The organism is Waltera sp., assembly GCF_046969025.1.
In the GTDB taxonomy this organism is placed as follows: domain Bacteria; phylum Bacillota; class Clostridia; order Lachnospirales; family Lachnospiraceae; genus Acetatifactor; species Acetatifactor acetigignens.
The window spans coordinates 1-14,008 of record NZ_JBKVQF010000028.1 but is presented as its reverse complement, the minus strand read 5'-3'; the positions used below and the strand labels follow the sequence as shown (position 1 = coordinate 14,008).

Genomic DNA, 14,008 nt, shown 5'->3' with positions numbered 1-14,008 from the left:
TACTTTTATAGAGAAGATCTTCATTACTGAGCCTGAAGGTCAGCTACCGCTTTATTCATTGCTGCAATACCATCATCAATGCTCATCTCACCGGTCATGATACTTCCATGATAGGAATCCAGAGCGGAGTTGATCTCAGATACATTGGGAGCGTAGGGAACTTCCAGGTACAGGTTGGATACGGTCAGAGCCTCCTTGCTGGCTTCATCGGTGGGGAATCCTTCCAGACCGGAGATCATGTCTACTACTTCGTCAGTCATCATTGCAGGGAAGTTACCGCTGGAAGCCATAACTGCTGCGCCTTCTTCACCGCTGACCCATTTAACGAAATCCCAGGACGCATCGGGAGTATCACTTGCAGTGGTTACAGCCAGACCGGTGATGGTACCCAGAGTAGAACCGGGCTCTACGCCTTCTGCATGGGGATACTTAACGATACCCCAGTTACCGCACAGGCTGGAATCATATTCGCCGGACTTCAGGTTGGACATCATGGTTGCGATGAACCAGGAGCCCATGTTCATCATTGCTACGTCTCCACCGGAGAATGCTGCGGAATAATGTAAGCCTTCGGTCTTCAGATCTGTGTACTTTCTGCATACGCCGTCAGCTTCCTGATTCAGAACCATCTCATAGTAAGGTTTGAAGAAATCATAGTTACCGTCTAAGATGGTATGTTTTCCATCCAGTACACCGAAGAGCTGTACCGCACTTCTCCAGGTGTGGTAATGAGCACCGTATACCTGAGAACCAAAGGTAGTATCGGTCATTTCTCTTGCCAGAGCATCGTACTCATCAAAAGTCATATCGTTGGTAGGATAAGCAACACCCTTGGCATCAAACAGATCCTTGTTATAGAACAATACCCAGAAGTCATTTCTGAAGGGCAGCTCATACAGGCTTCCGTCTACAGTTACCTGATCGGTAACACCTGCGTATTTGCTTAAATCCACGCCATCTTTGGAGATGTAATCATCCAGGGAAAGGATAGATCCCTTCTGTACCAGAGTTGCATATCCGGGTACATCCTTGACGGTTACTACATCGAAATCGGAGCCGCTACCGGAAAGCTCCGTTGCCAGAACGGTCATGTAATCGGTAGAACCAAGGTCTACCATCTCAATGGTTACACCGGGATGAGATGCTTCATACGCGTCCTTAATGTCACCCCAGTACTGTGTGGTCTCCTGATCCCAGATAGCCCACTTTAAGGTAACTTCTTCTGCAGGTGCTGCTTCGGTGGAAGCTGCTGCCTCTGTGCTCGCTGCGGGCGCTTCCCCTGTGGAAGCTGTCTGGCTGCCGTTGTCGGAGCTGCCGCAGCCTGCAAGCATGGTAGTCATCATTGCTGCTGTCAGTACTAAACTTAATACTTTCTTTTTCATGTAAACCCTCCTGTTAATTTGATACTATGTTACGTCTGTTACGGATCCGTTGTTACCGGTTCCTTGACTGTAACTAAAGTATAACGAAAAAGATCTTTCCGTAACATGGAAAAATTTATAATATAATTCACATTCTTTTATAATTTTTTTATCTTTTTTCTAAAAGTGCTTTCGCCTCAATAGTTTTTTGAAATTCCCGTGTGAGGGGGAAAGTTGATTACAAACAGAATAAATTACAGCAGTGAAAGTGACGATACAAATGCAGGAAGAGCAGAAATGTTCTTCCTGTTTTTTAACAGAACTTCAGCAGCTGGCGGGGAAAGGAGACAGTATGGCAAAGTTCTTAAATTATGAGGACCGGCTGGAGATAGAAAGCGGACTAAAGGAGCATATGACTTTCACAGAGCTTGGAGAGAAACTGGGAAGGGACAGGACTACCATCACAAAGGAGATCAGGAACTATTCCATCGAACAGGACACCGGTTATGGAAGTTACCCGCATAATACCTGCAAGTACAGAAAAGCATGTAAGAGGAAAAAAGTATGTGGGACAAATGACTGCAGGCATCCACTGGTAGCTGTCTGTAAACAGTGTGAACTCATATGCAACCGTTACTGCGAGCATTATGAAGAAGAAATATGTACCCATCGCTTTAAACCGCCATATGTATGCAACGGATGCAGTGAAGTAAAGAAGTGTACGCTGACAAAAACTGTTTACGATGCTCTGGGAGCCCAGAGGCGGGCAACGGATAAGATATCGGAATCCCGAAGCGGGATCCTTGCTACGGAAGGGGAAATCGCCAGACTCAATGAAATCCTGGTGCCGTTGGTAAAACAGGGGCAGTCTATCCATCAGATCTACCTGACACATAAGGATGAACTGATGTGCAGTGAAAAGACCCTCTACAACTACGTGGATGGATGCCTGTTTGATATCAGGAACATAGACCTGCCAAGAAAGGTAAAGTACCGTCCGAGATATAAAAAACCGGAGCTGAAAGTAGACCGTGGATGCCGTGTGGGAAGGAATTATCATGATTACGAAGTATATATGGAACAGCATCCGGACACAGCAGTGGTGCAGATGGATTCCGTGATCGGCAGCAAGGGAGGGAAAGTCCTGCTGACGATATATTTTGTAAATGTGTCACTGATGCTGGGGTTCCTGCGGGAAGCGAACACCTCAAAGTCAGTGATAGATATTTATGATGAACTGTACCACCGGCTGGGAGGGCAGGATTTTAGGAAGCTGTTTCCGGTCATCCTGACGGATAACGGAAGTGAGTTTTCCAATCCGAAGTGTATAGAGAACGGACCGGATGGAAAAGGATTTCAAAGGACGAGGATCTATTACTGCAATCCAAGTGCGCCGTACCAGAAAGCAGAGATCGAGGTGGGACATGAATTTATACGCAGGATCCTGCCGAAAGGAAGAAGCTTTGATGAACTGACGCAGGCAGACGTAGAGCTGATGATGAACCATATCAATTCCTACCGGAGAAAGAAACTGAACGGAAAAAGTCCGTATGAAGCGTTCAGCTTTTATTATGGAGAAGACCTGGCGGAGAGGCTTAGATGCCACGAGGTTGCAGCCAAAGACATCAACCTCACCGCAAGACTTCTCAAAAAGTAACCAGAAGACAGAATAAAGCACAGACCGCTGGCTGAAATAGGAACAGCAGAAGACGTGAATTATGGCTTGCAAAATTTGTAAGCCAAAACTGACGTCCGGTTTTTGTGCAAAAAAATACTCTGCCATAAGGTGATTATATCATAAAAGCAAGGAAAAAAACGGGAAAGTCATTACAAAAGTGGAAAGTCGGGTACAAAATTTGAAGGTCGCTTTCAAAATGTGAAACTCGTTTACAAAACGGGAAACTCGGGTGACTATTGAGCAAAAGTGCTTTCGGAAGATGTAATATTTTATTTTAATATGCACTTTTTTTAGCATCTTGTTTTTTCAACTACCGTTTTTCTTTCGTTATGTTATACTGAAAGCATGAAAAAGACTGTTTATCACTCAAAAAGCATACGAAATCGCATATTGCTCTTCACTCTGAGCGCCATTTTGGGAATGTGTCTGTTGATCAGCCTGTTCAGTTATTACATATTCCGGCACTATCTGCAGAACACCCTGATCCAGTCCACGGAGACCAGCCTGCGCCTGTTGTCGGAGTCTATGGACAACAGTATGGATGAAGTCTACCGGTTGGTCAGATATTGCCAGACAGATTCCAATATTGCCAATTATATTGAACATAACCCCAATCCCGGCTCTGTCCTGTCCGTATCCACTTATGATTCCTTCTACGAGGAATGCAGCCGGAATTCTTCTTATAATTATATGCCCAGAATTGCCATTGTCTCACAGGAGCATTATCTGCAGGTGGTAACCGCAACGTACTCCTCTACCGCAGATCTTGCAACGCTGATTCCGGAGCTTCCTTATTATGAAGAATTACTGACTGCCGATGATTATGATTTTTCGCCCGGTATTGTATCCGATCCTTTTCACCGTGCGGGACGTAAAGTATTACCTGTGATCCGTCCCATTACCTACCAATACAATAACAAGCAGGCAGGATATCTGTTCATCGAAATATCCGCAGATCTGTTCACCATACCTTTGAAGGATTACAGTTGTCCGTCAGACAGCTTTCTCTATCTGTCCATTGCAGGACATACCTATATTTATGAAAACGGAGGCTTGCAGGAATTTACGCCCGAATATAGTATTCTGGATGATCTGAGCGCATATTCCCTCACCGGAACCACTCATATCTCCAAAATTCACAGTTCTGCCAAAGGAGAACAGATTCTGGTCACCACACCGTTAGATATGCCGGACTGCTACCTGAGCCAGAGTATTTCCCACGCGGAACGGACAAATCAGGCGGTTCTGTTCATGGGAATCCTTGCCTGTATCCTGATCGGCATTCTGTCCATCGGCATTCTTCTGATGATATTAATGAATCGTATGATCACAGTTCCTGTCTCTAAGCTGCAAACACGCATGGTACGAATCGCAGGTGGAGATTTCTCCAGAGATCCCAGCGTGGAATGGGAGCATGAGCTGGGAGATATCGGACGGGGAATCAATGATCTGTCAGAAAATGTATCGGAGCTTATGGAAAAAAGACTGGAGGATGAGAAGCAGAAACAGGATCTGGAATATAAAATGCTGCAAAGCCAGATCAACCCTCATTTCCTGTATAATACTCTGAACTCTATCAAATGGATGGCAACCATACAGGGGGCAACCGGTATCTCCGAGATGACCACCTCCCTGTCCCGTCTGTTAAAAAGTATTTCCAAAGGCACCAGCCTGTTGATCGATATCCGGGAAGAATTATCTCTGTTGGAGAACTATTTCACCATTCAGAGCTACCGCTACGGCGGCACCATTACCATGGACATTCAGGTGGATAATGAATCTCTGTACAACAGTGAGATTATCAAGTTTACATTGCAGCCTCTGGTGGAAAATGCAATTTTCCACGGTATCGAACCGAAGGGCTGTGCCGGACACATCCGGATACATGTCGGCTATGAGACATCGGACAACACCGAAAAGATCCGTATTGATGTCACAGATGACGGTGTAGGCATGACAGCGGATAAAGCTGCACAGGTATTACGCTCCAACGACGACAGTTCCGCGGATTTCTTCCGGGAAATCGGTGTCAGCAATGTGCATAAACGCTTACAATACCAATTTGGTGCAGAATATGGCATTACCATAGAAAGCAAAGAAGGGGAATATACGACTATGTCCATACACATACCGAATATTCCTCTGCATAACAATGAAACTGTTTCATCCGAAACTATTTCATCTGAAAACACTTAATCCGGACAGGAAGCTGTCCAGAATGGAGTTACTATGTATCAGCTTTTAATTGTGGATGATGAGCCTCTGGTTCAGGCTGGAATCCGTTCCATGCTGAACTGGAACGAAATGAATATTGAGATCTGTGGAACTGCCATGAACGGTCAGGCGGCGCTGAAGATTATTGAAGAAAAATCTACTGACATCGTGATCACGGACATTAAAATGCCGGTCATGAACGGTCTGGAGCTTGCGAAAACATGCAGAGAACGCTATGGGGATAACTGCCCTTATTTTATCATCCTCACCAGCTATGAAGACTTCCAGATGGCAAGAGATGCCTTGTCTTATCAGGTATCCGATTATCTGGTAAAGCTGGAACTGACACCGGAAGTACTGAAAAATGCCATAGGCCGGGTGCTCACACAAATTTCCCAATCTCGTAAAAAGCAGCTGTCCGCCGTAAATATTCATCCTTTTTACGACAAATTCCTGATCAGTCTCCTACATGACCTGTTCGAGTCCGAAGAACAGTTCCGTCTGCAGAGCAGAGATCTGAATCTGAATTTCGATTACGGTGCTTATGTGTGCTGTTACGGAGAGATCATCAGCCCTCAGGCCGACCAGATGTCTGCCGAAAAACAGATGCCTCTGTTCACCAGTTCGTTACAGATGATACGGGAACTGGGGGCTAAATATCTGCCTCTTTATGCGTTGTCTCTGGATCTGCGCCATTTTGCACTGATTTTCTGCTTTGCGGAATCCTCCGATACCGATGATTATGTGGAAAGTCTGACAGACATTCTGCAAAGCATCAGCGGAACACTGCAGAATTACTATAATGTAACACTGCGTTGCGGCATCGGCATCCCGGTTCAGACTCCCGCTACCATCTGTGACTCCTACCAGTACGCGAGACAGATCTTCCGGAATACGGAACCCAAGGACGCAATTATAGCTTTCGATACCGATCATTCGCAGGAAAACGCCAAGAATTCTTTTAACATCAGCCTGTTTAAAAATGATCTCACCAGAGCCTTTGAAGAGTATGATCCGGATATTCTGCAGACTACAATTCAGTCCCTCTGCGATCTGTTCAAGGATCATCCGGGACATTATGTACAGGCTCTGGACGCTGCCAGCAATATTCTCTATCTGTCGATTTCGCTTTTGCAGGACGGGGAATCTATTGTGTCCGGATTTTTTGCAGACGATCCGGATGGCTACCGTTCCCTCTATAAGCAGTCCAATGTGGATCACGTGATCCAGTGGCTGCAATTCTTCTGCGGACAGCTGTGCGAATTGTTCCAATCCCGTCGAAAGGATTATAAAAACCACATCGTAACTAACGTCCGAAAATATATTAATGAACATGTTAGCGAGCGGTTGTCCCTGAATGAAGTAGCAGCGGTATTCGGCATCAGCCCGAATTACTTAAGCCAGCTGTTCAGCAAATACAACGATACCGGCTTCAGTGAATATATCAACATCTGCAAGATCACGGAAGCCAAACGGCTGCTGGAAGAAGAAAATATGAAGGTCTACGAGGCCGCAGAGGCTCTGGGCTTCGAGAGTGCCTTCTATTTCAGCAAGGTATTTAAACGGGTGGAGGGTGTCTCCCCCACGGAATACGTCAACAATAAGTTCAGTTAACTGCTATTACGGTTTGTCTCTTATTGGGAATTATGAATATGGAAAGGCAGGATCAGAGAAATGAATTCACAACCGATAAGTATAGAAAAGCGTTTTTTAGAGACAGCAACAGCATTCCACGGAAACAGCCACCCTTTTCACCCATTTCCGAAGGCTGTGGACCGAAAGGCTTATGAAGGACTCCCGGCAGCATTGAAGGAACTTCTGATTCAGGCCGGTGAGGCAAAGCTGGGATATGAATTCCCGGTGATACGGGCCACAGATTACATGCGTTTTAAAAGAGACGGTGACCGGGCTGCTTTTGAAGCCCTCTATTTTGCCAAACGTAATGCCTTAAATGATCTGATCCAGGCAGAATGTGTAGAACATCAGGGGCGTTTTCTGGATGATATTCTCAACGGTATTTATTCTATCTGCGAAGAGACTGCCTGGCAGCTTCCGGCGCATAACTCCTATATCCGTGATACCCCGCAGTTGATCCTGCCGGATGTCACCAGACCCGTCATGGATCTGTTCGCCTGCGAGACCGGAGCTTTGCTTGCCTGTGCGGCTTATCTGCTGGAAGAAGAATTCAACGCTGTCAGCCCTTTTATCCTGACCTGCATCGAGGACAATCTGAAGCGCCGGATCCTGCTGCCCTATCTGACCGCACATTTCTGGTGGATGGGACATGACGATGAGCCTATGTGCAACTGGACCGTATGGTGTACACAGAATGTACTGCTGACCACGTTCCTGATGCCCTGGAGTGTGGAAATGTCCTCTCGGTTGTCCGCTCCGTTGCGCACATTCTGCGGAAATGCTCCGTTGTTCCTGCCAGAGAATACGTCTGACACAGTTGTCACATTGCAGGCGATTCTGCATAAGGCCGCTGAAAGCTGTGATTATTTTCTCAAGGATTACGGCAATGACGGCTGTTGCGAGGAGGGTGCCCAATATTATCGCCATGCGGGACTATGTCTATACGGTGCCATGACTGTGCTGAACACGGTTACCGACGGTCATTTCGACACTCTGTTCCGGTGGGATAAGGTGAAAAATATTGCATCCTATATTCTGAACGTGCATGTGAATGATAAATACTATTTTAATTTTGCTGACTGCTCTCCTATAGCCGGCCGTGCCGGAGTACGGGAATATCTCTTTGGCAAGGCCACCGGGCAGGAGGATCTCTGCCTGTTCGCCGCAAAAGATTTCCAGGCGGGACAGGGTCAGCTTGTCACAGATGAAGTGAACGGTGGGAATCTGTTCTATCGCATGCAGACCGTATTTCATTATGAGGAATTGATGAAACAGGACACTTCCGGAACGCTTTCCCACCGGGATGTCTATTATCCCAGCGTAGGGCTGTTCCTCGTGCATTCCGATACTCTGGATCTGGCAGTCAAAGCCGGAGACAATGCCGACAGCCACAACCACAATGATACCGGCAGCATCACCTTATACAAAAATGGACTGCCCATTCTGGCGGATATCGGTGTGGAGACCTACACCCGGAAGACCTTCTCTCCCAGACGTTACGAGATCTGGACCATGCAGTCAGGGTATCACAACCTGCCTACAATCTGCGGTACGGATCAGAAGGACGGTGCGGAATACCGTGCGGAAAAAGTGGTGACGGAGCTGACCGGAGCCGAACCTTCTATTTCCATGGAACTGGCTGCCGCCTATCCTGCCGCACAGGCTATTGTGCCGGATCTGACTTATGTCCGCAGGGTGACATTAAAAAAGTCTTCCAACACTGTCGTATTGGAAGACCATACAAATGCACAAGATGTTATTCTTAATTTTATTACTTATGAAAAACCTGTTATTCTTTCTGACGGTAAACTCTCCATCGGAGAAGCATCTGCCTCCTTCGAAGGGGCTGATCTGCTTGCCATAGAAACTTTACCGATCACGGACGCACGCCTGAAAACGGCATGGGATCATGATCTGTACCGGATCCGGCTGAAGGGCAACGATGCCAGCTTCCGGCTGACTATTCAGTAAAGCCTGAAATTTCAGGCTTTTCTCACGGAATGTTTATTCTTGTACATTTCATCATCTGCCCGTTTTATGGTTTCTTCCAGAGTTTCTGCTGTCTTGCGAAAGGCTCCGCCGATTGCAAGACGGCAGTAAAACTCTGCTGTTACATCCGATAAATTTCCTTTCTCATCTCCACGCATGGTACTTACCAGTTCCTGTACTTTTTCTTCCGTACAATCTCTGATCAGCATTACAAATTCATCTCCGCCGATACGGAATCCGCTTGCCTGCTCCGTGAGATACCTCCGGATAAATTCCGCTGCTTTCAGGATCACAGCATCACCTTTTTCATGTCCGAAGGTATCATTCATGCGTTTCAAATTGTCAATGTCGAAATAAATTACACCGATGGTACAGTCATTCTGCAGTTCTTTTAACTGTTCTTTGTAGTGTCTCTTGTTGTAGAGCTGCGTCATGCTGTCATGATTGCTGTTCCAATCGGCAATAGCCAGCTGGGAACTGGACGCAATGATATCATGCTCCATTTTCTTCATGGATTCACACAGCCGTTCCAGTTCATCTCCGGTTCTGATGTTCATCCGGCTGATGGGAGATTCCTTACCATCCCGCAAAATGGCAATAGAATAGCTGGAAGCCGCCTTGGACATGGCATTTAACGGTCCCAGCACATTGTGCTGCATAAACCAGATCATAAAGACTCCGAAAAGCACCGTAATCGATGTAACAATGATGGTAATATACCCTAAATAAGTCAATTGCTCCCTTCTGACATTTTCTGTGGAAATTCCTACGATAATATAAGCCACCGGAATATTGTATGAGGAATTCAGCGGAATGTAGTAATCGCTTCTTCCGTTATACTCTAACGGTTCTATTTTCTCACATGCGATCAACTCGTCTTTTATAGCATTCTGTACCTCATCATAGGGGCGTATATCTCCTAAAAATGCTCCGTTTTCTGTCAGATCTGTGTCATACACATAACAGCCTCCACCATCCCTGAAATTGACCACGCTGATCTGCAATACATTTTCACTGGTGTTGCGATAGTCAATCAGTTTATTCCATACCTCGTAATACGCCGTATTTCTCCGTCTGTTGTCCAGATAGCCCGTTACGCTGTCTCCGTCTACCACCAGTCTGCAGGTATTCGCCACAGTCTGCGCCAGAGAATCTGTGTAATTCCGATTGACATTCATATAATTGACGTAGTTTACAAATATGAAGCTCACGTCCATAATGCATACGATGATAACAATAGCCAGAACGATTTTATACTTTAATGATTTTTTCATTCGTAATCCTCGGAAATCAATACTTTCTCTGATCTATATAGTCGGCTGCATTTTCATAGGTATAGATGTTTTCCTCAGTGTTATAGATCTTGTCCACCTCTCTGCCGGCTTCCAGTTCTTCTATGACCGTCTCCACAGTGGATGCCAGCAGCGGATTACACTCCACGGTGGCATGTAATTTCCCCGCCATCATATTTTCAAAGCTTTCGTGCAAAGCGTCAAAGGAGATCATAATGATGTCTCCCTCAGGCCCATAGCTCTTGCCGTTCCGGTCCAGTGCCTTCATGGCACCAAAGATCATGTTATCATTTTCCGAAATGATAACATCAATATCCTTTACCGTTCCTTCGCTGAGCAGATTTTCCATATAGGTCTGGCCTTCTCCCTGAGTGAAATTGGCACATCCCCTGTCTACGATAGTCCAGTTCGGATGTTCCTCCACTCCATGTAAAATACCGTTCGTTCTTCCGATGGCAGCGGTAGCTCCTTCAGTTCCTTCCAGCAGGACAATGTGGATTGTCTCGTTTTCCCGTCCCTGCTCTGTTAAATACTGATCCAGCCACGTTACAGCTTTCCGGCCTTCCTCTTCAAAATCCGAACCAATCCAGGACACGTATTCCGTTTCATCCACAGCGATTTTACGATCCGCTACGATGACCGGTATCCCAGCTTCCTTTGCGGCATGTATGGCATCCTCCCATCCGGTCTCCACGATGGGCTGCAGGATAATATAATCTACTTTCTGCTGGATCAGATCGTACATGGCTTTTACCTGGCGCTCCGAACTGGAATTGCCGTCGATATAGATCAGATCGTAGCCTCTTTCTTTGGTGAACGTATTCAGATAATCATTGGTATTGGCATCTCTCCAGTCAGACTCTTTTCCCGTCTGGATCATCCCCACCCGGATGAGACCGTCATTATACCCCGGTGCCGCACCCCGGATCAGTTGCTGCGTTTTGTCGGCTCGTTCAGTCCCACATCCGATCAACCCCAGACAAAACATCAGCACACAAGTCACGGCAACTATTCTTTTTTTCATGTAACCACCCCTGGTTCTTTATTTATCGTTATTTTTACCGTTATCTTCTCTTTTCCGAATCATGCCTCTTATGTTTTATAGTACCATCTTCCTGTATAGGGTGCAAGCCATCACCGGTGGTTCTCAAAATAATTTTACGCTTTTTTTATATTTTTTAACAAGGTCTACCTATCGGATACTGATCATCAGTACCGTCATGATGATCCTGTTCGTGGGATCCAATCTATATCTGAGCCGGATCAATTCTCAACAGCTGGAAGCTACCATGTATATGAACCAATACCGTCTGGGTTCCAAAACGCTGACCGCTGCCGTACAGCCTTATGCCGTCACCGGAGATAAGACCTATTACAACAATATGAAGGAATTACACGAGGACAAGAATTGTGACATTGCCTGGGAAAGTCTGCAGCAGGACGGTCTAACAGACAATGAATGGGAGGAGATAAATCATATCGCCGAGATTTCCGAGATCTTAGTTCAGATAGGGCAGGGAAATTACCGTGTAGAGCCTACCGAAGAATATGTCGATGGCTTCGTACACTTTTCCAACAGTTTTTATCACCATTTTGTACATTTTTCCAACATTGTAATTTAGTCATGGTTTCTATCATGCCGTTGTGATATGATGGAACAAGACAATATTCGACATTCTTCGACGAAAGAGGTGCCCCTATGACAATAACCTGGTTATGCCTGTTCTGGTTGTTTTTCTTCTATTCCTTTATTGGATGGTGTATTGAGGTATGTGCTGCTGCGGTGCAGCATCGGAAATTCGTTAACCGCGGATTCGTAGCGGGTCCCCTATGCCCGATCTACGGTTTTGGTGCCATATTGTTCGAGATTTTCCTGCCGGAACTAACGGAAGACCCGTTTTTCCTGTTCCTGGGTGGTTTTGTTCTGGCTTCCCTGCTGGAATATTTCACGGGAATGTTTTTCGAGAAAGTCTATAAGAAAAAACTGTGGGATTACTCCCGTTTCCGCTACAACGTAGGTGGCTACATCTGCCTGCCTTTTTCCCTGCTGTGGGGTGCTTTAAGTGTTGTGACGGTAATGTTTGCAGATCCGTTATTATGCGGACTTTTTGACCGCATTCCGCACTTGCTTTCCGTTGTACTTCTGTTGGTGCTGGGCGGGCTGCTCCTGTTGGATGCCGTTGGTTCCGCTTTATCTACTTTAAGCCTACAGGTACAGGCAAAGCACCGGGTGGAGGCCTCTCTGGAAAAGCAGACCGCCCGCCTGGATCAGATTACAGAAGGGCTGGGCCAGACTTCCCGTTTTCTGGAAAATGCCCTGACAAGACATATACAGAAGCGACTGCAGAAATCATATCCTTCTATCAGCCTGGATGCTCTGGTAAAGGCCAGAGCCGAACATAAGAAGTCCACCATTTTTGCTGAGGGCTGCTGCTTTTATAAATTGTTTTCCCTCTTTTTCATCGGTGCTTTTTTAGGCGACATTACAGAGACGATCTTCTGCCGTGTCACCGCCGGTGTATGGATGAGCCGCAGCAGTGTCATCTACGGGCCTTTCAGTATTGTCTGGGGTTTGGGCTGTGCCTTCCTTACCCTGCTGCTCTACCGTTACCGCAACAAGAGCGACAGTACTATTTTTCTGGCAGGTACCCTGCTGGGCGGTGCTTACGAATATATCTGCAGTGTCTTCACGGAAATGGTCTTCGGCACGATTTTCTGGGACTACAGCGGATTTGCCTTTAACTTAGGCGGCCGTATCAACCTCTTGTACTGCTTCTTTTGGGGAATTGCCGCTGTGGTATGGCTGAAACTGATCTATCCGAAGCTTTCCGGCTGTATTGAAAAGATTCCGAAAAGAACCGGCACAATTGTCTGCAATATTTTGATTGTATTTATGATTGTGAACATGTTGATCTCCGCACTGGCGCTGGCCAGATATACGGAGCGCAACGGTGCTTCCTATTCCGTGGAAACAACAGAGCTTAACGGACTGGAACAATTTTTAGATACGCATTATCCGGATGCACGGATGGAACGCATCTATCCCAATGCAAAAATGGTGAATTAAATGATTTTGTAAAGATAGGAGATCACCAGACTTATGCAGATCGATGACTTGACAGCAGGGTTATCCCTTAGCTTTTTGATCAATCTTAATACCGAGCAGCTTCAATTTGAATCCAAAATTCTGGAGGTATATCCTCGCAGGCACACTTTGCTGGCGCAGGGTGTGTTTACTGATGATAAAATTATCTCTTTCCGTGGAAAAGGACTCGTCGTAGATCTCATTGTCACACTTCCGGAGGATAAACCGCAGCTGTTCAAAAACGTTACTACCAATGTAGTTAAGCTTTCCGATGGAACACTGTGCTATACTGTCTCCTCCATCGCCGGAAGCAAAACCTATAACCGCCGGCAAAGCTACCGTTGCTATGTCGGCATCGAAACTGCTGTCCAATGCGGCCTAAACCGTGCCGCCCACGATGCCATCATCAAGGACATCAGCTACAACGGCTTTTCCGTGGTCAGCAAAGAAGATTTAAAACTGGAGGTCAATCAGACCGTCCATGCCGTCTTGAATGATCATATGGATGAAACCGCCGAAAACTTCAACTTCCATCTCTATGGACTGGTTGCACGGATACAGGAACTGGAAAACGGGCTGTTTCTCTACGGCTGCCGTCTCAACAATCCGGTTCCGGGACTGGAACAATATATTATAAAAAAAGAACGGGCTGTCTTACGGAAAAGACAGTCATCCTGAGATTCTACGCAACTATTTCGTATAATCGAGTAGGAGGCGGTGACTAACCGCCGTCCTCTCACACCACCGTGCGTCA

Annotated in this window: 10 protein-coding genes; 7 read left to right on the top strand and 3 right to left on the bottom strand. The window is 46.2% G+C overall.

Translation table 11 applies throughout. The annotated features are described in order from the left end of the window. Window positions 1-23 precede the first annotated feature (23 nt). On the bottom strand, window positions 24-1,382 hold the full coding sequence (locus ACLTOH_RS13390; protein ID WP_118731149.1) for an ABC transporter substrate-binding protein: 1,359 nt from the start codon (window positions 1,380-1,382) through the stop codon (window positions 24-26). A 331-nt stretch (window positions 1,383-1,713) separates the two neighbouring features. On the opposite strand from ACLTOH_RS13390, the gene ACLTOH_RS13385 reads away from it, so the two are divergent. The 4 genes from ACLTOH_RS13385 to ACLTOH_RS13370 all read left to right on the top strand — a co-directional run bounded on the left by ACLTOH_RS13385 (window position 1,714) and on the right by ACLTOH_RS13370 (window position 8,859). Next, a complete protein-coding gene (locus ACLTOH_RS13385) occupies window positions 1,714-3,018 on the top strand; it encodes an IS30 family transposase (RefSeq protein ID WP_069432380.1) in 1,305 nt (434 codons plus the stop codon). A gap of 441 nt (window positions 3,019-3,459) precedes the next feature. Continuing rightward, window positions 3,460-5,235: a sensor histidine kinase gene (locus tag ACLTOH_RS13380; protein WP_412224254.1), complete on the top strand. Its 1,776-nt coding sequence runs from the start codon at window positions 3,460-3,462 to the stop codon at window positions 5,233-5,235. A 33-nt stretch (window positions 5,236-5,268) separates the two neighbouring features. Beyond that, entirely contained in the window at window positions 5,269-6,867 is a 1,599-nt protein-coding gene (locus tag ACLTOH_RS13375; protein WP_412224248.1) for a response regulator, read from the top strand. Window positions 6,868-6,927: 60 nt separating this feature from the next. Further along, window positions 6,928-8,859, top strand: a complete 1,932-nt coding sequence (locus ACLTOH_RS13370; protein WP_412224247.1) for a heparinase II/III family protein — start codon at window positions 6,928-6,930, stop codon at window positions 8,857-8,859. 11 nt (window positions 8,860-8,870) lie between these two features. Here the strand turns inward: ACLTOH_RS13370 and ACLTOH_RS13365 are convergent, their stop codons facing one another. Together ACLTOH_RS13365 and ACLTOH_RS13360 are read right to left on the bottom strand one after the other, a co-directional pair. Continuing rightward, complete coding sequence (locus ACLTOH_RS13365) at window positions 8,871-10,151, bottom strand: GGDEF domain-containing protein (RefSeq protein ID WP_337545379.1); 1,281 nt, start codon at window positions 10,149-10,151, stop codon at window positions 8,871-8,873. Window positions 10,152-10,167: 16 nt separating this feature from the next. Next, complete coding sequence (locus tag ACLTOH_RS13360) at window positions 10,168-11,193, bottom strand: ABC transporter substrate-binding protein (protein ID WP_022312002.1); 1,026 nt, start codon at window positions 11,191-11,193, stop codon at window positions 10,168-10,170. 70 nt (window positions 11,194-11,263) lie between these two features. On the opposite strand from ACLTOH_RS13360, the gene ACLTOH_RS13355 reads away from it, so the two are divergent. From ACLTOH_RS13355 to ACLTOH_RS13345, 3 genes are all read left to right on the top strand, one after another. Then, window positions 11,264-11,791 carry a hypothetical protein gene (locus ACLTOH_RS13355; RefSeq protein ID WP_412224246.1) on the top strand — a complete coding sequence of 176 codons (528 nt, stop codon included), beginning with the start codon at window positions 11,264-11,266 and terminating at the stop codon, window positions 11,789-11,791. A 77-nt stretch (window positions 11,792-11,868) separates the two neighbouring features. Further along, window positions 11,869-13,236 (top strand): putative ABC transporter permease, encoded by a 1,368-nt coding sequence (locus tag ACLTOH_RS13350; protein ID WP_262594474.1) that lies wholly within the window; start codon window positions 11,869-11,871, stop codon window positions 13,234-13,236. 33 nt (window positions 13,237-13,269) lie between these two features. After that, on the top strand, window positions 13,270-13,932 hold the full coding sequence (locus ACLTOH_RS13345) for a PilZ domain-containing protein (RefSeq protein WP_262594473.1): 663 nt from the start codon (window positions 13,270-13,272) through the stop codon (window positions 13,930-13,932). Window positions 13,933-14,008: the final 76 nt, after the last annotated feature.